The sequence below is a fragment of the Salegentibacter maritimus genome, from assembly GCF_016236915.1.
GTDB classification, from domain to species: Bacteria; Bacteroidota; Bacteroidia; order Flavobacteriales; family Flavobacteriaceae; genus Salegentibacter; species Salegentibacter maritimus.
In genome coordinates this window covers 119,249-141,170 of sequence record NZ_JAEHOK010000003.1, presented here as the reverse complement: position 1 = coordinate 141,170, position 21,922 = coordinate 119,249, and the positions used below count along the sequence as shown (strand labels likewise).

General features: G+C 37.4%; 14 protein-coding genes and 1 CRISPR repeat array. Of the genes, 11 read left to right on the top strand and 3 right to left on the bottom strand.

Going from position 1 to position 21,922, the window contains the following annotated elements:
* The first annotated feature begins 2 nt into the window (after window positions 1-2).
* The 11 genes from I6U49_RS03865 (at window position 3) to pflA (ending at window position 17,964) form a co-directional block, all read left to right on the top strand.
* Window positions 3-1,622 (top strand): SusD/RagB family nutrient-binding outer membrane lipoprotein, encoded by a 1,620-nt coding sequence (locus tag I6U49_RS03865; protein ID WP_198627646.1) that lies wholly within the window; start codon window positions 3-5, stop codon window positions 1,620-1,622.
* 59 nt (window positions 1,623-1,681) lie between these two features.
* Window positions 1,682-2,008: a hypothetical protein gene (locus I6U49_RS03860; RefSeq protein WP_198627645.1), complete on the top strand. Its 327-nt coding sequence runs from the start codon at window positions 1,682-1,684 to the stop codon at window positions 2,006-2,008.
* 527 nt (window positions 2,009-2,535) lie between these two features.
* Window positions 2,536-4,143 (top strand): FG-GAP repeat domain-containing protein, encoded by a 1,608-nt coding sequence (locus I6U49_RS03855; protein ID WP_198627644.1) that lies wholly within the window; start codon window positions 2,536-2,538, stop codon window positions 4,141-4,143.
* 160 nt (window positions 4,144-4,303) lie between these two features.
* Window positions 4,304-4,693, top strand: coding sequence for a hypothetical protein (locus tag I6U49_RS03850; protein WP_198627643.1), 390 nt, complete (start codon window positions 4,304-4,306; stop codon window positions 4,691-4,693).
* A gap of 147 nt (window positions 4,694-4,840) precedes the next feature.
* Window positions 4,841-9,187, top strand: coding sequence for a CusA/CzcA family heavy metal efflux RND transporter (locus I6U49_RS03845; protein WP_198627642.1), 4,347 nt, complete (start codon window positions 4,841-4,843; stop codon window positions 9,185-9,187).
* 89 nt (window positions 9,188-9,276) lie between these two features.
* Entirely contained in the window at window positions 9,277-10,467 is a 1,191-nt protein-coding gene (locus I6U49_RS03840; protein WP_198627641.1) for an efflux RND transporter periplasmic adaptor subunit, read from the top strand.
* A gap of 9 nt (window positions 10,468-10,476) precedes the next feature.
* On the top strand, window positions 10,477-10,887 hold the full coding sequence (locus I6U49_RS03835) for a Fur family transcriptional regulator (RefSeq protein ID WP_193711161.1): 411 nt from the start codon (window positions 10,477-10,479) through the stop codon (window positions 10,885-10,887).
* A gap of 172 nt (window positions 10,888-11,059) precedes the next feature.
* Window positions 11,060-12,988: a heavy metal translocating P-type ATPase gene (locus I6U49_RS03830; RefSeq protein WP_198627640.1), complete on the top strand. Its 1,929-nt coding sequence runs from the start codon at window positions 11,060-11,062 to the stop codon at window positions 12,986-12,988.
* 207 nt (window positions 12,989-13,195) lie between these two features.
* Window positions 13,196-14,476: an L-lactate MFS transporter gene (locus tag I6U49_RS03825; RefSeq protein WP_198627639.1), complete on the top strand. Its 1,281-nt coding sequence runs from the start codon at window positions 13,196-13,198 to the stop codon at window positions 14,474-14,476.
* A gap of 325 nt (window positions 14,477-14,801) precedes the next feature.
* Window positions 14,802-17,045, top strand: a complete 2,244-nt coding sequence (gene pflB / locus I6U49_RS03820; protein WP_198627638.1) for a formate C-acetyltransferase — start codon at window positions 14,802-14,804, stop codon at window positions 17,043-17,045.
* 133 nt (window positions 17,046-17,178) lie between these two features.
* Window positions 17,179-17,964 (top strand): pyruvate formate-lyase-activating protein, encoded by a 786-nt coding sequence (pflA, locus tag I6U49_RS03815; RefSeq protein ID WP_198627637.1) that lies wholly within the window; start codon window positions 17,179-17,181, stop codon window positions 17,962-17,964.
* A 648-nt stretch (window positions 17,965-18,612) separates the two neighbouring features.
* A CRISPR array of direct repeats spans window positions 18,613-19,947; the repeat unit is 47 nt; unit sequence AGTTGTGAATTGCTTTCAGAATTGTATTTTTATCTAGGATTCACAGG.
* Window positions 19,948-20,055: 108 nt separating this feature from the next.
* Here the strand turns inward: pflA and cas2 are convergent.
* From cas2 to I6U49_RS03800, 3 genes are read right to left on the bottom strand one after another with little or no spacing between them, the layout of a single operon-like run.
* Window positions 20,056-20,400, bottom strand: a complete 345-nt coding sequence (gene cas2, locus I6U49_RS03810; protein WP_198627636.1) for a CRISPR-associated endonuclease Cas2 — start codon at window positions 20,398-20,400, stop codon at window positions 20,056-20,058.
* A 37-nt stretch (window positions 20,401-20,437) separates the two neighbouring features.
* Complete coding sequence (gene cas1, locus I6U49_RS03805; protein ID WP_198627635.1) at window positions 20,438-21,334, bottom strand: type II CRISPR-associated endonuclease Cas1; 897 nt, start codon at window positions 21,332-21,334, stop codon at window positions 20,438-20,440.
* Window positions 21,335-21,382: 48 nt separating this feature from the next.
* Window positions 21,383-21,634: a hypothetical protein gene (locus I6U49_RS03800; RefSeq protein WP_198627634.1), complete on the bottom strand. Its 252-nt coding sequence runs from the start codon at window positions 21,632-21,634 to the stop codon at window positions 21,383-21,385.
* Window positions 21,635-21,922: the final 288 nt, after the last annotated feature.

Genomic DNA, 21,922 nt, shown 5'->3' with positions numbered 1-21,922 from the left:
ATATGAAATTATATATTAAAAAAATAAAAGTTTATTCAATAGTGCTCTTATCACTGTTTTTAGGTATTAGCTGTACTGATTTTGATGAATTAAATACAGACCCTAACAGTGCTTCTGAAATGGATCCCGATTTAATGTTGACGACTGTACAGTATCTACCAGGTTCTAACTGGCAGGAACAATATCGTTATTGGATCTATCCTGGAGGGTTTATGAATCACTGGACTGGGAAATATGCTGTAACTGAATATGGCGGTTTTGGACAACAACACTCTAATTATCAAGAAAGACTTTGGATTACCTATTATCCCAATGTAATAAACAAAGTAGTGGCTCTTATAGAAAGTACAAAAGACGATGAGTCTTATGTAAATGTAAATTCCATGGCAAGAATATTAAAGGTTCAAAACTTTTTAAAACTTACAGATTATTATGGAGATATACCATACTTTGATGCAGGTAGAGGTTTCTACGATGATAAATTAACTCCAAAATACGACAAACAAGAGGATATCTACAATGATTTTTTTAAAGAATTAAAGGAAGCTGAGAATGCTTTAGATGAGTCAAAGCCTTCGGCTAAATATGATCTTATTTATAATGGAGATATTGCTAAATGGAAAAAATATGCAAATTCTTTACGATTAAGAATAGCAATGCGTTTAATAAAGATAAATCCTACAAAAGCACAACAAGAAGCAGAAGATGCAATTGCGGCGGGGGTGTTTACTTCTAATGAAGATATTTCTTATGTAAAATATGAGAATGTTAGAAGTCCTGTTTCTGGTACCGGAAAAGGTAACGGAGTAGCTACATATTTAAGAGGCTCTAATGATGCAGTTGGTAGTGATACCTATATTTCTACTGAATTGGTAGAGGTTTTAGAAGAGATGGATGATCCTAGATTATTGAATCAATATTATTGTATGTCTGCTTTAAATGATGTTGATCGGACAGATATTACAGATTTGGTTTTGCAAGAAAGAGGTTCTTACGCAGCTATGACCTGTCAAGCCCAACGTTTTAGATGGGATCCTAATACGAAATATAATTCACCTTGGTCTGTAACTATAGAAAATAATGGCTCTCCATTAACTATTAATCAATATACCTACATGATGAGGCCATCAAAATACTTAATGGAGTATGATGCTCCCTATATCTATATTAGTTATGCTGAAGTTGAGTTCTTAATGGCTGAGGCTGCCGCAAGAGGATGGAATGTGAATGGTACTGCTGCAGAACATTATAAAAACGGGCTTGAAGCATCGGTTAGGCAATGGACCTTATTTGGGGCACCTGTAAATGAAAATGAAGTTACTGCATTTAGTGCTTCCAATCCATTGACCATAGGAGACGAATTAAATGAAATTAATACACAATTATGGGTACTTCATTTTATTGATCCATTAGAAGCCTGGGCAAACTTTAGAAGATCTGGTTTGCCGGAAATTGAATTTTACAATTACCAACCTTCTGTAAACCAATCAAACGGGGTGGCTCCTCGTAGGATGATATATCCTGTAGAGGAACAAACTAAAAATACGGATAATTATAATGAAGCGGTTTCAAGGATTGGAGAAGACAACTGGACTAAAAGAGTTTGGTGGGATAAGCAGTAATTTAAAAATCAATTAAAATAGAATCTATGAAAACATATATAAATAAACACATACTACTATTGTTATCTTTCATTGTCTTTATGGTATCCTGTACTCCCGATGAAGATTCCAAATCTGTATTTGCTGATGATGAATTGCCTAAAATATTTTTTGTAAACTGGTCCGCATCTCAAAGTATAAATGCCAATGGTACCTTGATACACTCTCCTGTTGTATCTCCAAATGATGGTGCTATTTATGAATGGACTTTAGAATCACAAATCATTTCAGAGGAAAAAGACCTAAATTATATCGTAACAGAAACACCAGGAGTGTATACCCTAACTTTTACAGTTACTAGAAACGGGATTAGTACTTATAGGACTACAGAATTAACAGTGAATTAGCTTTAGGGGGTGTCTCTTATATGAGATTGGTATTCATATCCAACTTATACACTCGAAATATTTAAAGTGTTTTCAAGTAGATTTCGTCTGCCTGATTCTTTCTACGTTTCAAAGAATCTTATAAATAGATGGTTTTATAAATCTTGATTTCACTTAAATTAAGAAATACCAGAATGTTTCTTAAGCCCCATGATTATTAAGCCTTAAATGAACTAAATGCTTCTTAATGACTACAGGTTTATAACCAAAACCATTGTTTAACCAACCTGTTGAGGGTAAAAAGAAGAAGTTGTTAAAGGGAGCGGTTTCAAGATCAAAGAGGGAATCTTTTTTACAAAGTTTCTTGTAAAGAAATAAGGAGCAAAGTAAACAAAATTTCCATTCTACTTAGTAAAAGAATTTCTTGAGCTAAACGCTGAATATTTTAGAAAATTGGCAAAAGAAGTTTGCTATAAAAGTTATAGCGTTTCAAGGGGTAGTCATGGGATGTATTAAACAAATAATTTTAAAATTTCAACTATTATATTATGAAAAAAAATATCTTCTATATAGCAATTTTATGTCTTATACCAACTTTGTTGTCTTCTTGTAAAAAAGAGCAGGAAGAAATTATTAGTTCTTCAACAAACGAATATCATGATTTATCTTCAGAATCGGAAGGTATTATTTTTGGTGACGAACCGGTTTGTAACTTTAGTAACTTAAAACAAATAACAGGAACAGGTTTAAATGTTACAAGTGGTACGGTTACTGAAGGAAATAATAATTTACTATCTACCTCTACCCCTGTTACAAGAGCAGAAATAGATAATGATAGGGTGCAATCTTTTTATTCGAAAATTAATTTTAGATATAATGGGCCCTCTGATGCAGACATTCCTTTAACTGATGGAACTATGAGACGGCAAATAGGATTGAAACTAAGGTCAAAGAATACCTGTAATGTTTTGTATGTAATGTGGTGGTTAGAACCGTATGAAAATATAGCCGTTTCTATAAAATCAAATCCTGGTATGGTGTACCACAGTCAGTGTGTAGATGGTGGGTATACTTCTCTTTATGCAGACACTTCAGCGAATTCTTTTCCTCCTGTTTCTTCTATGAGTGATGGTGAGTTTCACGAATTAGGAGCACAATTAATTCCAATAGCTGATAGTGATCCAAATGGCTCTATAGGAGATGATTTTCAATTAGTTGTATGTGTAGATGGTTATGAGGTTTGGAGAAAAGCAATTTATAACCTTCCTCAGGATATTTCAGGAGCTTCTGGGATTAGAACTGATAATGGTAATTTTGATTTTACTTATTATTCTGACAGTAATAAAACAGACGATGCCTGGATGGTTTCCTATTCTGGTAATACACCATGGACTCAAATAAGGGTGTCTAACTCACCACTAAGTGATTTGGCTTATGGAGATTTTAACGGAGATGGAAGTACAGATATTTATAGAACTTCTACCGACGGAAAAGCCTATGTTTCTTTAAGCGGAACTTCTGATTGGGCTGAATGGAACAGTACGGGTTATGATATCTCTACGCTTAAATTTGCAGATTTTAATGGAGATAATACCACAGATGTTATAAGAGCCTCTGGAGGAAAATGGTATGTGTCTCTTGGAGGATCTGGTGCATGGACAGAATGGACAACCTCTGGCTTAAGCATTAATGATTTTAAGCTTGGAGATTTTAATGGAGATGGAACTACAGATGTTTTTACAGCTTCTGGTGGAAAATGGTATGTTTCACTTGGCGGAAATACCAGTTGGGTAGAGTGGGCGTCATCGCCAATAAGTTTATCATCTATAAAATTTGGTGACTTTAATGGTGATGGTATTACAGATGCTTTTAGGACTTCCGGTGGGAAATGGTATGTTTCATTAGCAACAAGTGGAACCTGGACTGAATGGGCTACTTCAAATCACGAAATTGCTGATATGAAATTCGCAGATATCAACGGCGACGATAAAACAGATATTCTTATTGAGTCTGCGGGCAATTATAAGGTATCTTATCAAGGGGCAACTGCCTGGGATACCTTAGCTGAATCTAATAATGAAACAATTAATTCTATTTTTACTGCCGATTTTAATGGAGATGGGAAAATGGATTTATTTAAAGCTACTCAACAATAGTTACATTTAGGGTTCTGGAACTATCCCACAAAGCGTATAAGATTAAAATAAAAGGATTAGACTTTTTTAAGTCTGATCCTTTTTTTATAGATCGTAAAAAAAAGCATTTAAATAATTTTGCACTACCATTGCATCTTATTTTGTTTAATTTTGCTTCAGAATGAAATTATTTGTTAGCATATCTTTATCCTTAATTTTCCTGTTTCAGTCACTGGGACCCGGAATGGATTGGTGTTGCGAACTTCCTAAAGTAGATAATTTCATAAAACATTACACAGAGCTTAAGCAGGAAAGCCAAATTTCTTTTTTCGAATTTATAGCAGATCATTATGGCAAAGATAAAACCTACCATAATGATGGTTACGATGGGGAACTTCCTTTTCAGCAAAATCATTCCTGCTGCCATGTACATGTACTTGTTTATAATACCTCTGAAGTTTCTTATCAGATATTTTTGGAGATAGAAAATAATACTTCCCCCGATTTTTATCGTTTTAATAAGGATTCCGGTATCTCTCTATCGGTTTTTCAGCCTCCCAGGCTCGGTTAAATACGGGCATCATCATTATTAGCTTACAATTTATCTAATCCCGCAATTTCGGGGTATATGCTCGTATCTATAGGTTAACCGAGAATCAAAAACTTGCTCCGGGCGCTGCCGCGGGCAGGGTTAATACTAATATTTACATTATTTTTTATGCTAGATAAAATCATTGATTTTTCAATCAATAATAAATTTATAGTGGGGCTATTTACCGTAGTCCTTGTAGGATTGGGAATTTGGAGTATGCGCGAAGTACCCTTAGATGCCCAACCCGATATAACCAACAACCAGGTGCAGGTTATTACCCAGGCACCCAATTTAAGTACTGCCGATATAGAGCAATTTGTGACCTACCCTGTAGAGGTAGCTATGAGTAATTTACCGGGAGTTCAGGAGATACGTTCGGTTTCTCGTTTTGGACTATCGGTAGTAACCATTGTTTTTAATGACGCCCAGGGAACCTATCTTCCCCGGCAATTGGTTTCTGAAAAACTTTCCCAGGTTAAGGAGGAAATCCCACAGGGCTTTGGAGAGCCTTCTATGGGGCCCATTTCTACCGGTTTAGGTGAAATTTACCAGTACACTTTAGAGGTAGAAGACGAGTTTAAGGACGAATATGATCTTACAGAACTTAGAACCATCCAGGATTGGATTGTAAAACGCCAAATGGCCATGGTGCCGGGAGTGGTAGAGATAAATGGTGTTGGAGGTAATATTAAACAATTTGAAATTGCGGTAATTCCCGATGAATTACGGGCAATGGGAATTAGTATAAGCGAAGTGTTTACAGCCCTTCAGGAAAACAATCAGAATACCGGAGGGGCGTATATTGAAAAAGATCATCAGGCTAATTTTATTAGGGGAGAAGGACTGGCCAGGAATAAGAAAGATTTGGAAAATATTGTGGTGAAAACCAGTAATAATGTTCCAATTACGATTAAAGATATAGCCAAAGTACAGGTGGGAAGTGCGGTTAGATACGGCGCCCTTACCAAAAATGGTGAAGGGGAAGCCGTAGGCGGTATGGTAATGATGTTAAAAGGAGCAAATTCTAATGAGGTTATAGATAATGTAAAAGAACGCGTAGCCGAAATTCAAAAGTCTTTACCGCCAGGGATTTCTATAAAACCCTTCTTAGATCGAAGCAAATTAATTGGAGAAACAACAGGAACAATAGCCGAAAACCTAATGTTGGGCGGGCTAATTGTTATTTTTGTTTTAGTGATCCTCCTCGGAAACTGGAGGGGCGGCCTTATTGTAGCTTCTACAATTCCACTTTCGCTGTTGTTTGCTTTTATTTTAATGGATGCTTTTGGGGTTTGGGCTAACCTTATGAGCCTTGGGGCTATAGATTTTGGTATCATCGTAGATGGTGCAGTTATTATTGTAGAAAGTACGGTTTTCTTAATTCATGAGAGAATAAAAAAGAAGCAACAATTTCATGCAAAGAGTATGGACGAAATTGCAGCTTCTTCAGCTAAAAAAATGATGAATTCAGCCTTTTTTGGACAATTTATCATCTTAATTGTATTTCTTCCAATCCTGGCCCTGGAGGGCGTTGAAGGGAAAATGTTTAAGCCCATGGCCCTTACCTTTATCTTTGCAATGCTGGGTGCTATGATATTATGCCTTACCTATGTTCCTATGGTGTCGGCATTGTTCTTAAAACCCACTAAGAAAATAAAAGAATCTAAGGGCGATAAACTTGTAATCTGGCTACAAAGTATGTACGAGCCTTTATTGGCCGGGGCATTAAAGAAATCGAAGCTGGTAATTGGTGTGGCAATCCTGTTGTTTGGTTTGGCCGTTTTATTGTTTACCCGAATGGGCGGTGAGTTTGTACCCCAGTTAGATGAAGGAGATATTGCTTTTCATATTATTTTAAAACCCGGCAGCTCTTTAACTGAAGGAATTGCTACTTCTACTAAACTTGAAAAATTATTGTTAGAAGAATACCCCGAAATTGAACAGGTGGTATCTAAGTTCGGTGTTTCCGATGTTCCTACAGATCCTATGCCTATGGATATAGGGGATAGTTTTATTATCCTAAAGCCAAAAAGTGAATGGGTTAGTGCATCTTCCAAAGACGAGTTGATCTCTAAAATAAAAGAAACTATAAGTGTTGTCCCCGGGGTCTCTTTCGAATTTAGTCAACCGGTTGAAATGCGCTTTAATGAGCTGCTAACCGGGGTGCGTGAGGATGTAGCCGTAAAATTATATGGCGAAAACCTGGATGTTCTTGCCGATAAAGCACAGGAAATGGGTAGTATTATTGCTACAGTAGATGGTGTGGGCGATATGAAAGTAGAAGCCATCTCTGGTTTACCCCAAATTACTGTAGCTTATAACCGGGAAAAACTCGCACAGTACGGACTTACTATTTCACAGTTAAATGGCTTAGTGGAAACTGCTTTTGCCGGAGGTAAAGCAGGGGTGATTTTTGAAGGGGAAAAAAGGTTTGATCTTGTGGTGCGTTTAGACGATTCAGAGCGTGAAAATATTGAAAGCCTTAAAAACCTGTATGTAAGTTTGCCTTCAGGCTCACAAATCCCGTTAAAAGAAGTGGCAGAAATCAGTTACCAGTCAGGGCCTATGCAAATTAGTAGGGATAACACCAACAGGCGTACCTATGTAGGAATTAATATTCGTAATAGGGATGTAAAATCGGTAGTGGCCGATATTCAGGAAAAACTGGAATCAGATTTTGAGCTTCCACCCGGGTACTATATTAGGTATGGAGGTGCTTTTGAAAACCTGGAGCGTGCTACCGGGAGGTTGCAAATTGTGGTTCCTATTGCGCTATTGCTCATTTTTATCCTTATTTATTTTGCATTAAAATCTTTTAAACAAACTATTATGATTTATATGGCCATACCCATGGCAGCCATAGGCGGGGTTTACGCGTTATGGTTAAGGGATATGCCTTTTAGTATTTCGGCCGGTGTTGGTTTTATTGTGCTTTTTGGAGTTGCCGTTTTAAATGGCCTGGTACTAATAAGCAGCCTGAACGAACTTAAAGAAGAAGGCGTAACTAATTTAAATAAGCGAATACGCCTGGGAACAAAACGCAGAATACGTCCTATTTTATTAACTGCCCTTACCGATGTTCTTGGATTTTTGCCCATGGCGGTATCAGCATCGGCAGGTGCCGAAGTACAAAGACCTTTGGCAACTGTGGTAATTGGTGGCATGATCTCGGCTACTTTATTAACGCTTTTGGTGCTTCCTATTTTATATAAATGGGTAGAACAGGCAGAAGGGCCATCTATAGGTAAAAAAGCTGTTCCTGCTTTTGCTCTTATTACAGGTATGTTCTTTCTTGTTCCATTCAGTTCAAATGCACAGGAAGCGCCTTTAGATAAGCAATTATCGCAAGCTGAGGCCGTAAAATTAGCACTAGAAAATTATCCCGGTTTAAAAAGTAAAGCTTTAGAAATCGATAGGGAGGAAGCTTTAAAGAAATCGGCCTGGGGCCTGGGGGAAACCCAGGTTTTTATCGGGGGCGAGGAAATTGACGACGGCCGTGGCGTCTATACCAGGATTGGGGTACAACAGCAAAATATCGATCTTTTTGGCATAGCCCCTAAACTTAAACTTCAAAAGAGCAAAATAAGCCTTGCTAAAAATGCTTTTAACTTAACTACATTGCAAGTTGAAAGAGAGGTGAAAAAGGCCTGGGCCGAAGCCTATATTGCACGGCACAGGTATAAGTCGTTTAAAGAGCTGGATTCTGTATATACTCAATTTAAGCGAGCAATAGACCTTCGATTTAAAGTAGAAGCGATTTCAAAATTAGAGGCTATCACCGCAGCTAATAAGGTAAATCAAATTCATAATCGCTTTAATCAATCTCAAAACGATTATAGTATAGCGCTTCAAAAGCTAAATATTTGGTTAGGGGAAGCCCATTTTTATTCAGTAAGTTTAAATTTTGATGAGCCTTCAGAGATACAGTTACTGGCTGCCAAAGATTCTGTTAGCGATCACCCTGGTTTGAGCCTTGCAAAAAGTAGGCTTGAAGTAGCCCGGCAGGAACATAAGCGGTTACAGGCTAATTTCCTTCCAAAGTTTAATGTTCAATATGGGGCACAGGAGATTAATGGGAAAGATGGTTTTTACAGTTATCAGGCCGGGATTTCAATACCTGTGCTTTCAGGAAAAGCTTATGGAGATGCCAGTGCCGCTAAAATTACCTCCCAGATGGCTATAGAAAATGCGCAACTGGAGGAGCAAAAATTAAAAGCAGAATTTCAGCAAGCCAAAGAAAATTATAAGAAGTGGAAAGCTTCGTGGGAGTTTTATAAAGAAGAAGCTTTAGAGGTTTCAAAAGAGCAACAAAAAGCTGCTTTGCTGGCCTTTAAAGAGGGAGCCTTAGAATATGTAGGTTTTCTTCAAATTCTTGATGAGGTTATTGAAACCGAGTTAAAAGCTTTGGAAGCATTGCAACAATATTTAGAGGCAATTGCCGAATTAGAGTTTTACTTGATAATCGAGAATTAATGCCGGGAGGTTTGCCTCGAAATAAAAATATTTTCAGTTAATGCCTCGTAGGCTTGCCACGAGGTGATTTTACCTAAACAATTAGAAGAATGATACACTTAAGTAGATATACAAAATATAGTTTCCTGATTTTAATAATATTCAGCTTTTTCTCCTGTAACGAGAATACAAGCAAAGCCGAAGAAACTGAAACCTCTAAAGAAAATAAAGAGACGACACATGTTAAAGAGGCAATGCTTACAAAAAATCAGTTTGAAAGCCTGGGGATAAAAATAGATACCTTAAGCAAAAGGAATATAAGTGGTTTTGTATCGGCCAACGGGCAATTGGAAGTCCCGCCGCAAAGCGAGGCCACGGTAACCACGGTAATGGGGGCAAATGTGGTTAAAATATTGGTGATAGAAGGAGACGAGGTTAGCAAAGGAGAAGTAATTGCGTATGTAAGTCATCCCGATATTATTGAGATACAAACCAAATACCTGGATGCGTTTACCGACAAGAGGTTACAGGAAAAAGAATTTGCGCGCCAGGAGCTTTTATATAACGAGGGTGTAGGTTCGGGAGAAACTTTTCAAAGAGCAGAGGCTGCCTTAGAGAGTTCCAGAAGCCGTGTAAAAGGTTTACGTTCCAAATTGCGACTTTTACACCTTAACCCCAAAACTATAGAAGAGGGAAATATCATCCAGCAAATTCCGGTGAGAAGCCCTATTGAAGGAGCTATAGAGCAGGTGAATGTTAAAACCGGTCAGTATGTGGCTTCTCAAACTTCTATGTTCGAAATTGTAAATACAGATCATGTTCACGCCGATTTAATGGTGTTTGAAAAGGATGTGGCAAAAGTTGAAGTTGGGCAGAATGTAACATTTTCTGTGGCGTCTAAGCCGGGAGAAGAGATTGAAGCCTATATTATTTCTATAAGTAAAACTTTTGAACAGGATCCAAAAGCTGTACATGTACATGCTGAAATAAAGGATAAACCACAAGGTTTAATCCCGGGGATGTACGTAAAAGGCAGGATACATATAGAAAATAGACAAAGTTTGGCCCTTCCCGAAGAAGCTATTTTTAGAGATGGGGAAAGCTACTATGCTTTTACCGCCCAGGAAGAAGGAGAAAACTGGAGTATGCGGCCTGTAGAAATTATTAAGGGTGAAGTTGTTAATGGTTGGGTATCTGTAAAAATAATGGAAGACCTTCCAAAAGCAACCCGTTTTGTTCAAAATAATGCGTATTATTTAGATGCTCAAATGAATAAGGATGAAGGCGGGCATTCTCACTAAAATGATGTTATGGAAGAGATTCAGATAAAATTAAGCGAAAGAAGTATTAGGCCCACTGCGGTAAGGATTCTGGTTTATGATTACCTGGCAAAGAAAAACATTGCCAGCAGCCTTAGCGATATTGAAGACTTTATGGGGCAATCTGACCGAACAACCTTATACCGCACCTTAAAAACTTTTGAAGAGAAAGGAGTGGTTCACCAAATTGATGATGGTACGGGCGTTCAAAAATATGCGCTTTGTGAAGAAGATTGTATGTGTGATCCGCAAGACCTCCATCTTCATTTTCACTGCGTAAAATGTAATGAAACACAGTGTTTAACCGATAGGAAAATACCGCATATTAATTTGCCTAAAGGTTTTGTGGTAAAAGATGCCAATTTAGTGGTAAAGGGTATTTGCGATCAATGTGAGGGCTAACTCCTTATAGGTCTAGTGTGCAGGCCTTAAGAAAACAAGCTTGTTAATAGGGCTGTTTGAAAAATATATTTTCAAGCAGCCCTATTTTATTATAGGAATAAATGCACTTCTGTGGCACTACATCTTGCTCGTAATTTGAAGTTCTAAATTAAATAAACAAGTATTCAGAATTATGAAAAGGAACAATATAAAATACCGGGATGAGCATTTAAAAGGAAAAAAGCACATTAAGAAAAACAAGAAAGAAATTTTTAGGACATATTTTCCTGCCGCTCTTAGTTTTTTTCTTCTTGTAACAGGACTTCTTTTAGACCTTTTTGAGGTTTCTTTTTTTGAAGGTTTTATAAGGTTAAGTTGGTACATCCTGGCCTATATCCCTGTAGGCTTTCCGGTGCTTAAAAATGGAATTAAAAATATCTGGGCAGGAGATTTTTTTACCGAATTTTTTTTAATGTCTATAGCTACTATTGGAGCTTTTGCTATTAAAGAATATCCAGAAGGCGTAGCGGTAATGTTATTCTATACTGTAGGTGAGTTGTTTCAGGAAAAGGCCGTAAAGCGGGCTAAAAGCAGTATAAAATCTTTATTAGATGTTCGCCCCAATATCGCTTCGGTTTGGAGAGATAATAGGTTTGAAAGCCTGCATCCGGAGAAAGTGAAGATTGGCGAGAAAATACAGGTAAAGCCCGGCGAAAAGATTCCGCTAGACGGAAAACTTCTTTCTGATAAAGCCCGGCTAAATACCGCTGCATTAACCGGTGAAAGTAAACCAAGACTTATAAGAAAGAATGAGCAGGTATTAAGCGGGGCGATCAATTTGGAGGGGCTTATTGAAATAGAGACCACAAAAGTTTTTAAAGATAGTGCGGTAGCCAGGATCATTGATCTAGTTCAAAATGCCAGTGCCAGAAAGTCTAAAACCGAATTGTTTATTCGGAAATTTGCCCGCATCTATACACCTATTGTTGTGTTTGCCGCCTTAGCACTTACTTTTTTACCCTATTTTTTTATAGAAGATTACATTTTTAATGACTGGTTGTACCGTGCACTGGTTTTCCTGGTAATTTCCTGCCCTTGTGCATTGGTTGTTTCTATTCCTTTAGGCTATTTTGGCGGATTGGGCGCAGCATCGGCAAATGGAATTCTATTTAAAGGAGCTTCCTTTTTAGATAAAATAACTAAAATAAATACCCTGGTGGTAGACAAAACGGGAACACTTACCAAAGGGGTTTTTAAAATTCAAAAGGTAGAAACAGTAGGAATAGACCAATCAAAATTTTTTGATTATTTGCTGGCATTAGAAAGAAAGTCTACCCATCCTATTGCCAAAGCAATTCTTGCCGAAATAGAGGCAACAAAACATTATGAAGTAAAAGATCTTAAAGAGATTTCTGGAAAAGGCCTGGTAGGAGTGATTAACGGGAAGCAGGTACTGGCCGGCAACCCTAAACTTATGGAACAGTACCATATTAGTTTTCCAAAAGAATTGGAGACAATGGCAGCATCTGTTGTAGGACTGGCCATAGACCATAAATATGTTGGTTATATCACCCTGGCAGATGAATTAAAAGAGGATGCCAAAGCCAGTCTTGAGGCATTGAAAAACTATGGAATAAAAGAAATAATTATGCTTTCGGGAGATACCCGGGCAATTGTTCGGGAAGTTGCTGCCAAACTGGATATAGACAATGCAAAAGGGGAAATGTTACCGCAGGATAAGCTACGTGAACTTACAGAACTTAAAAAAGACGCCAAAAGAACAATTGCTTTTGTGGGAGATGGCATTAATGATTCCCCGGTATTGGCAGGCAGCGATGTGGGGATTGCTATGGGGGCACTTGGTAGCGATGTAGCCATAGATACAGCCGACGTGGTTATACAAACCGATCAATTATCTAAAATTTTACAGGGAATACAAATTGGAAAAAGTACTAGATATATTGTATGGCAAAATATTGGGATGGCATTTGGTGTAAAAGCTTTGGTTCTATTACTTGGAGCCATGGGAAGCGCCGGGATGTGGGAAGCCGTTTTTGCTGATGTAGGAGTGGCACTATTGGCCATATTAAATGCCGTTAGGTTACAAAAGAAGAAATTTTAATAGCCATAAAACCGGGTTATAGAGCTGGTACACTTTTTACTGCCCTAATGATATAGCCCGGTTATTCCACCGCTTCCTAAAAAACTACTCCGACTATACTTTTTTAACTTTTTATAGAAATATGCTTATTATTCTATATCCTGATGTTGGTCAGGTTTTTTTGCACGCCCATATTTTTACTTTGTAAATCCTAAAAACATTTTAGATATGGAAAAAGTTAAAAATAGATGGCTTATTGCAGCCTCAGCAGTAGGAATCCATATTTCGATTGGTTCGGTTTATGCCTGGAGCGTTTATACAAAACCACTTATTGAAAAATTTGGATGGGAACTGGCAGATACCCAGTTTACCTTTAGTTTGGCAATATTTTTTCTGGGAATATCGGCAGCCTTTTTGGGCCATTATCTCGAAAAAAAAGGTCCCAGGAAATCGGGGCTTCTTGCCGCCATTTTCTTCGGAGCTGGAATTATAGGCTCGGGAGTTGCAATTCATTTAGAATCCCTTTATCTTTTATACTTATTCTATGGTGTTTTTGGGGGCGTAGGACTGGGTTTAGGGTATATAACCCCTGTTTCTACCCTGGTAAAATGGTTTCCCGATAAACGTGGGCTGGCAACCGGCCTGGCTATTATGGGTTTCGGATTTGCGGCGCTAATTAGTAGCCCTGTAATTGTTTATCTTATTGCGGCAGTGGGTATTGCAAATGCCTTTTTTATAATGGGCAGTATCTACTTTATATTAATATTGATTTCTTCTCTATATCTTGCCCCACCTCCTAAAGATTGGCTGCCTGAAGGCTTTAAAGAAATTACAAAAACCGGAAAGAAAGTGCTGAAATCCGATCTTTCGCAGCTTACTGCCAATGAAGCGGTAAAGACAAAAAGGTTCTGGTATTTATGGTTGATGCTTTTTATAAATATTTCCTGTGGGATTGCAATTATCTCGGTAGCTTCGCCTATGGCCCAGGAATATGCCGGGATGGGCGTGGTAGCTGCTGCTACTATGGTAGGATTTATGGGCTTATTTAATGGTGCGGGTAGGATAGGCTGGGCAACTTTGTCTGATTTTATAGGAAGGCCCCTCATGTTTGCCTTGTTTTTTAGTATTCAGATTATCGCGTTCTTTTTATTGCCTTCTGCCGGCAATGCTTTGATATTTCAAGTGCTTATTTTCTTAATTTTATCTTGTTACGGAGGTGGTTTTTCTACTGTTCCCGCTTATATAGGCGATATGTTTGGAACTAAAGAACTCGGGGCCATACATGGCTATATTTTAACCGCCTGGGCTGCAGCAGGTATGGCAGGGCCCTTGTTTGCTGCCTGGGCCAGGTCTATTTCAAATAGTTATAATGGTACCTTATATTTCTTTGCTGCCCTTTTGGTAATCGCCTTGTTTTTATCGGTGCTAACCATATTGGAGATTCGAAAATTGAAAAAAAGAAAAGTAGCTATTCATGCCAAAAAACAAACTAAAGCAATCTTAAGCTAAAATCTGAGTAGGCTTTTTATATATAGAAGGAACCGCCTAAAAACTTTTGAATCGTTATTTGGTTTAATGATATCTAAGTTTTTAGGCGGTTTTTTTAATAGCCCCGGTTTCTTTCAGAACTTACCAAAAATAGCTTGCCTTTTAAGCTGTTTAAAACTTATTAACAAAATCGTTGTAGTTGCCTTCTTCTCAAATGCTTATGTCTAAATATGATTTCAATCAGTAATTATGGTATCAAAGAGCAGTTATTTTATATGCATATTAATAAAAGGACCCGCTAAGGTTAAAAAAATACCCAAATTTCTTTCATTCAAAATGCTGTATTATGAAAAGTCAAACTGCAGAAACAAAAGATCTTATTGAAAAAAAACTTTTAAATCTTCCCTTAATAGATGTAAAAGCTTTTGTTGAAAAAAATGTAATCCCATATTATGGAGACGATTCCTTTTTGGAAGGTCCCACACAAAGAACCACTACGCTTTGGCAGATTTGCTTAGAAGCTATGCTGGAAGAAAGATATAAAGGTGGTTGCCTGGCCATTGATACTGAAACTATTTCAAGTATTACAAGTCATAAACCCGGATATATTAATAAAGATTTAGAACTTATTGTTGGCTTACAAACCGATGAGTTATTAAAGAGGGCTATGAAGCCTTTTGGAGGAATACGCGTGGTGGAAGGAGCCGTTGCAGAACGAGGTTTGGAAGTTGCTGAGGAGGTTAAAAACGTGTTTAAACATACCAGCGACCATAATAATGGTGTTTTTTCGGCTTATGACGATGAAATAAAACAGTACAGATCTCTTGGGATACTTACCGGCCTTCCCGATAACTATGCCAGGGGAAGAATTATTGGAGATTACCGTCGCCTGGCTTTATATGGTGCCGATGAACTTATTAGAGCCAAGAAAAACGATTTAAAAGCGGTAAATGGCGTGTTGAATGAGCATAAAATACGTTTGCGCGAAGAGATTACTTCGCAGATAAAAGCCTTAAAAGACATGATCGTTCTTGGCAATTCTTACGGCTTGGAGTTAAATAGGCCTGCAACCTCTGCAAAAGAAGCTATTCAGTGGCTGTATATGGCCTATTTAGCGGCGGTTAAAGAACAGGATGGTGCTGCTATGTCGCTAGGTAATGTGTCTAATTTTATAGACATCTATATTGAAAAAGATTTAGAAAAAGGCCTTATCACCGAGTCTGAAGCACAGGAATTGGTAGACCAGTTTGTGATGAAACTACGTATGGTTCGCCACTTAAGGCCCGGCGCATACGACGAAATTTTTGGTGGTGATCCCACCTGGGTTACCGAGGCTATTGGAGGCCAATTTAACGATGGAAGGACCAAAGTAACCAAAACATCCTTTAGATTTTTGCAAACCCTTTATAATCTGGGCGCATCGCCAGAACCTAACCTTACCGTGCTTTGGTCTAAAGATTTACCGGAAGGATTTAAAAAGTTCTGCGGAAAAGTTTCTATAGATACTTCTTCTATACAATATGAAAATGACGATCTTATGCGGAAAACACGTGGCTCTGACGATTATGGGATCGCTTGCTGCGTTTCTTACCAGGAATTAGGGAAAAGAATTCAGTTTTTTGGTGCCAGAACAAACCTACCAAAAACCTTATTGATGGCATTAAATGAAGGTCGCGAAGAAATTTCAGGAAAGAAAGTGCTTCAGGATATTTCGGTACTAGAAGGGGAGTATTTAGAATACGAAGCTGTGATGGAGAACTTTAAAAAATCAATGAGCCAAATTGCAGAAGTTTACTCCAGGGCCATGAACATAATTCATTATATGCACGATAGGCATTATTATGAAAAAGCTCAAATGGCTTTAATAGATTCAGATCCTGGTATTGATATGGCCTATGGGGCCGCAGGAATATCAATTATAGCCGATTCCCTCTCTGCCATTAAATACGCAAAAGTAAAACCTGTAAGAAATGAAGATGGTTTAACGGTAGACTTTATTGTAGAGGGCGATTATCCTAAATTTGGAAATGATAATGATAAGGTAGATGAAATTGCCGCATATATAACAAAGTTTTTCTCTGAAGAACTGGCAAAGCACGCCTGCTATAAAAATGCACGGCCTACCCTTTCTTTACTTACCATTACCTCTAATGTAATGTATGGTAAAAAAACAGGAACAACCCCAGATGGCAGAAAAGAAGGAGAAGCTTTTGCTCCGGGAGCTAACCCAATGCATGGGAGAGATACCGATGGTGCGGTAGCAGCACTTAGCTCTGTAGCAAAATTAGATTATAGAGATGCCCTGGACGGAATTTCCAATACCTTTTCTATTATTCCAAAATCTTTGGGAAGTAGCAGGGAAGATCAAATAGAAAACCTTAGTAGGCTGTTAGACGGGTATTTTGAACTGGGGGCACATCACCTAAACGTAAATGTTCTGGATAGGGATACTTTAATGGATGCTTATAAAAATCCGGAGAACTATCCTCAATTAACTATAAGGGTTTCTGGTTATGCCGTAAACTTTACAAGACTTTCCAAAGCCCATCAACTGGAAGTGATTACCAGAACCTTCCACGAAAGTTTATAAAATTGGTTTTTTTAGTTTTTGTGTTAGTTGGTGAGAGATCCTGTTAGTTAAACCTGGCAGGTTCTCTCATCTTTTAATTTAAATTTTTGCTCATACATAGCTCCCGGTCTAGGGAGCTTGATTCTAAAAGCTTATGAAAAACACAAGTACAACAGGTTCAGGTAATTTAATTGCCAATTTACAGAAGGCGGAAGCTTTACGGGTACATTCTATTGAAACTTTTGGAACACATGACGGGCCGGGCATTAGATTGGTAATATTTGTTCAGGGATGCCAGTTTCATTGCCTGTATTGTGCCAATCCCGATACCATTAGTATAGACGGTGGTACTTTAATGAGTCTGGATCAAATTGTAGCCAAAGCCAAAAAACAAAAACCATTTTTCGGAAAGAATGGAGGCGTCACTATTTCTGGAGGCGAACCACTCTTGCAGCGTGCTATGCTAAAAGAGTTATTCAACAAACTTCATAAAGAGGGCATTCACACTACTTTAGATACCAATGGAAAAGTGATAGATAAGCAAACTAAAGACTTACTGGAAACCACAGATCTTGTGATGTTAGATATTAAACATATAAATAACGATTGGCATCATAAAATTACCAGACTGTCTAATGTAAATACCCTGAAATTCGCCGAATATAGGGAGTCTACCGGTAAACCTATGTGGTTACGCTATGTGCTGGTGCCTGGTTATTCAGATCAGGAAGAGTACTTACATCAGCTGGGAGATCATTTCAAAAATTATAAAAGCATTGAAAAGATAGAAATTCTCCCTTATCATAAATTGGGAGTACATAAATGGGAAGCCCTGGGGTGGAAATATGAATTGGAGCACGTAGAAAGTCCTGAAATTACTTCCTTAAAAAAGGTTTCAGATATTCTTCAGCAATATTTTAGGAGAGTGGAGGTGGGGTAGTTGATAATGCGTAAAATAATGCTTGCTCTGGCTTCGGAATTCGACAAGTGAAACAAGAGGATGTTCTTATGATTTTAAGTATATCACAGAAATTAGAGTACAGTTATTTGCTTTAGCTTCGCTGATTCTCGTGGTGATCTTCTGGACTTCAGGTTGTTGTTTTCTACGATCTTAGGTTGCTGTAAAATAATGTTGTTTTTGGCTTTAGAATTCAGAATTGTATTTTTAGTTTTGGTCATCGAGAAGTGAAACGAGAGGATGCTTATGCATTTAGGTATTTGAACCAAGAAGAGTACAGTTATTTGCTTTAGCTTCGCTGATTCTCGTGGTGATCTTCTGGACTTCGGGTTATTGTTTTCTACGATCTTAGGTTTGTTTAAAATAATGTTGTTTTTGGCTTTAGAATTGTATTTTTATCTATCGAGAAGTGAAACGAGAGTATGCTTATGCATTTAGGTACTTGAACCAAAAAGAGAACAGTTATTTGCTTTAGCTTCGCTGATTCTCGAGGTGATCTTTTGGACTTCGGGTTGTTGTTTTCTACGATCTTAGGTTAGTATAAAATAATGTTGTTTTGGCTTAAGAATTCAGAATTGTATTTTTATCTAGGATTCACAGGCGTATAAATAGAATAGCTCTAATATTATTAGTTGTGAATTGCTTTCAGAATTGTATTTTTATCTAGGATTCACAGGCAGTATAAAGCGCTGGATAAAGAGCTTCGAGTTGTGAATTGCTTTCAGAATTGTGTTTTTATCTAGGATTCACAGGTTCTGAATACCATTAAAGAATTGAGTTACAGTTGTGAATTGCTTTCAGAATTGTATTTTTATCTAGGATTCACAGGGGAAACCGATAAGGAAAAAAAGAAAAAAGAGTTGTGAATTGCTTTCAGAATTGTATTTTTATCTAGGATTCACAGGAAGCATTTTACTTAAATCTTCGGTAAGGGAGTTGTGAATTGCTTTCAGAATTGTATTTTTATCTAGGATTCACAGGCTGTTTTGGGGCCTTTTGCTTTTGCATTTAGTTGTGAATTGCTTTCAGAATTGTATTTTTATCTAGGATTCACAGGTTCGTGAATGGAGTGTGGTTGATTTTGGAAGTTGTGAATTGCTTTCAGAATTGTATTTTTATCTAGGATTCACAGGGGGTTGCGGCAAAGGTGTTTTTACCCGTAGTTGTGAATTGCTTTCAGAATTGTATTTTTATCTAGGATTCACAGGTTATCGGCATAACTTTGCGGAACAATAACAGTTGTGAATTGCTTTCAGAATTGTATTTTTATCTAGGATTCACAGGAAATATTTTATTTCCCTTTCCCTTTCCAGTGTTGTGAATTGCTTTCAGAATTGTATTTTTATCTAGGATTCACAGGCCAGGAAACCATTTACCAGGAGAATGAGTAGTTGTGAATTGCTTTCAGAATTGTATTTTTATCTAGGATTCACAGGAATTCGATTATACATAAATGATTTTTTAGGTTGTGAATTGCTTTCAGAATTGTATTTTTATCTAGGATTCACAGGTTGAAGGCTTTGAAGGGATGCAAACTGTTAGTTGTGAATTGCTTTCAGAATTGTATTTTTATCTAGGATTCACAGGCTGTTTACTTCCGTTTTGTTAGCGGAGCAAGTTGTGAATTGCTTTCAGAATTGTATTTTTATCTAGGATTCACAGGGTAATAAGATTATAGGCGCATACTGCGTGGGTTGTGAATTGCTTTCAGAATTGTATTTTTATCTAGGATTCACAGGATTTTTAGGTGAAGCGGACACCGCTAAAAGTTGTGAATTGCTTTCAGAATTGTATTTTTATCTAGGATTCACAGGTTTTCTGCGGTTTTAAATGGCCGCTTAGAGTTGTGAATTGCTTTCAGAATTGTATTTTTATCTAGGATTCACAGGGCTGCCGGTGTGCCTTCTATAACTTCAAAAGTTGTGAATTGCTTTCAGAATTGTATTTTTATCTAGGATTCACAGGATACCCGCTATAAAAAGCTGGTTTCCTGTTTCTTAGATGGTTTTGTAGGATTTAAAATTTTCTAAGTTTTAAGACATTTAAAATCAGTCTAAAAGGAATTTTAAAATCCTAAAATAGCTCAAGTTGTTGAGTAGGGGGTTCGGGAGCGGTTTCTTTTCTACCGTGAAAAAGTTCTATCATTCCAAATTGCTTGTCGGTTATTTGCATAATACACACCTTTCCTTTTTTTGGGAGATTTCTTTTAGTGCGTTTGGTATGCACATCGGCATTTTCACGGCTTGCACAAAACCTGGTATAAATTGAAAACTGAAACATTCCAAATCCATCATCAAGCAGGTTTTTTCTAAAACGAGCTGCCGCTTTTCTTTCTACTTTGGTTTCAGTTGGCAAATCAAAGAACACTAATACCCACATACTTCGATATTGATTTAAACGTGAAAATTTTTGATCCATATATTTAATGTTGAAATCTCATGCTAAAAACCGCTTGCTATTGATAAACCGGGTAAAGAATCTTCCGACTTAGATTGGCAAAACATTCATACAGAGAATTGGTGGTTCTACTAAGGGCTATCATTAGCGGGCTCCATTTACTGTCAATAAAAACATCTAAAGCCGGTATTTTTAGCAGTTGCGATTTCAGGTTTGTGCTTAACTCCTCTATATTTTCTTCTGCAAGAACTATATCATATACCAAATCATCTACATAAATGCGATAGGGTTCCATAATATCATCGGCTAGCGCAAAGGCATTGTATTTATTATGATGAAAGATTCCCACTCCCGGCAATAGACCTGAACTTATAAGTGCCCTGGCGGTAACAGCCCTTAAAATTGCATAACCGTAATTAAGCAAACTGTTTGGCGGATCTCCGTGTCTATACCTGGTAAAACCTTCTAGCTCAAAAAGGTTTTGCCAATAAAAAGCGGCTGCGATAGCTTCGTGATTTTCGGTATCGCCACTTTTCACTTCTCTAGCCCAACGCACTAGTTTTTTATGGTTTTTACCTCTCCTAAAAAGATGCTGTGCCTGATTGCTAATTTTAGCGCTTATGGTTTGCTGCCACAAATTTTTCTTTAATGGTAAACTTGCACTGAGTTGAGCTGAAAAACGTTCGGTTTGTTCGGTGTGGCCTACCAGGGGTTGTAAAATAGAGCAGGGAAGGTGTTGTTTATCACAATTCACCACGGCCGCTTTATTTTGAATAAGCTTTGTGATAAGTCCGTTGGTCAAGGTAATTTGAGGATTTTCCAGAACCAACATCCCAATATCCTCAATGGGAACTGTTTTATCTTCTTTTTCCCCTTCCGGGAAGGAAACTACTAACTGCTCGTTTTTGGTACTTAAGTAAGCAGGATTGGCAAAAAAGAGGCTGCGTTTTATCATAGTTGTTGGGTTTTTTCAATCTTGGAAAGGGTCTGAAATTTTCACGACTTAATTAATGCCGGTAATTTCGGGTGGTATATTATGGCAATATTTAAAATTATTGAGGTCATTAAAATAGCTTATGGCTTCTTCTCTTTGTAGTTTTGTTTCCCTATTGGAAATAATTGTTCGATATGAAGAATATTTCCAATCTTTTGGAGATGTTGCCAAACCGGCTTTTACAGGATTGTAGTGGATATAATGCATAACTTTTCTAAAATAACCTTCATTAGTTATGAGCTTTCGTTTAAAATTTTTCATAAACAGGCTCCCTTTTCTACTTTGTTGTTTGTTGAAAGCTTGTGTATAGGAACTAAAGAAGTTTGAAAATTGTTTGCTTAGGAGGAGGCTTAACTTTTCCAAAGTTTCAAACTTTGGAAAAGTTGATGATAACTCTTCTTCTGTTTTTATTCTTAACAAAAAATGAAAATGATTAGGCATCAAACAATAGCAAAACGTATCTGCTATGGGATTTATATATGTATCATACTTTTTGAGGAAGTACCTATAGTTTTCGTTTGATACAAATAATTGCTCACTCCCATTTGC

Excerpts from the sequence above, each read along its gene's own strand:
- I6U49_RS03865 (WP_198627646.1), top strand. The coding sequence starts at position 3 with ATGAAATTATATATTAAAAAAATAAAAGTTTATTCAATAGTGCTCTTA.
- I6U49_RS03855 (WP_198627644.1), top strand. The coding sequence starts at position 2,536 with ATGAAAAAAAATATCTTCTATATAGCAATTTTATGTCTTATACCAACT.
- I6U49_RS03850 (WP_198627643.1), top strand. The coding sequence starts at position 4,304 with ATGAAATTATTTGTTAGCATATCTTTATCCTTAATTTTCCTGTTTCAG.
- I6U49_RS03845 (WP_198627642.1), top strand. The coding sequence starts at position 4,841 with ATGCTAGATAAAATCATTGATTTTTCAATCAATAATAAATTTATAGTG.
- I6U49_RS03840 (WP_198627641.1), top strand. The coding sequence starts at position 9,277 with ATGATACACTTAAGTAGATATACAAAATATAGTTTCCTGATTTTAATA.
- I6U49_RS03835 (WP_193711161.1), top strand. The coding sequence starts at position 10,477 with ATGGAAGAGATTCAGATAAAATTAAGCGAAAGAAGTATTAGGCCCACT.
- I6U49_RS03830 (WP_198627640.1), top strand. The coding sequence starts at position 11,060 with ATGAAAAGGAACAATATAAAATACCGGGATGAGCATTTAAAAGGAAAA.
- I6U49_RS03825 (WP_198627639.1), top strand. The coding sequence starts at position 13,196 with ATGGAAAAAGTTAAAAATAGATGGCTTATTGCAGCCTCAGCAGTAGGA.
- pflB (WP_198627638.1), top strand. The coding sequence starts at position 14,802 with ATGAAAAGTCAAACTGCAGAAACAAAAGATCTTATTGAAAAAAAACTT.
- pflA (WP_198627637.1), top strand. The coding sequence starts at position 17,179 with ATGAAAAACACAAGTACAACAGGTTCAGGTAATTTAATTGCCAATTTA.
- cas2 (WP_198627636.1), bottom strand. The coding sequence starts at position 20,400 with ATGGATCAAAAATTTTCACGTTTAAATCAATATCGAAGTATGTGGGTA.
- cas1 (WP_198627635.1), bottom strand. The coding sequence starts at position 21,334 with ATGATAAAACGCAGCCTCTTTTTTGCCAATCCTGCTTACTTAAGTACC.
- I6U49_RS03800 (WP_198627634.1), bottom strand. The coding sequence starts at position 21,634 with ATGAAAAATTTTAAACGAAAGCTCATAACTAATGAAGGTTATTTTAGA.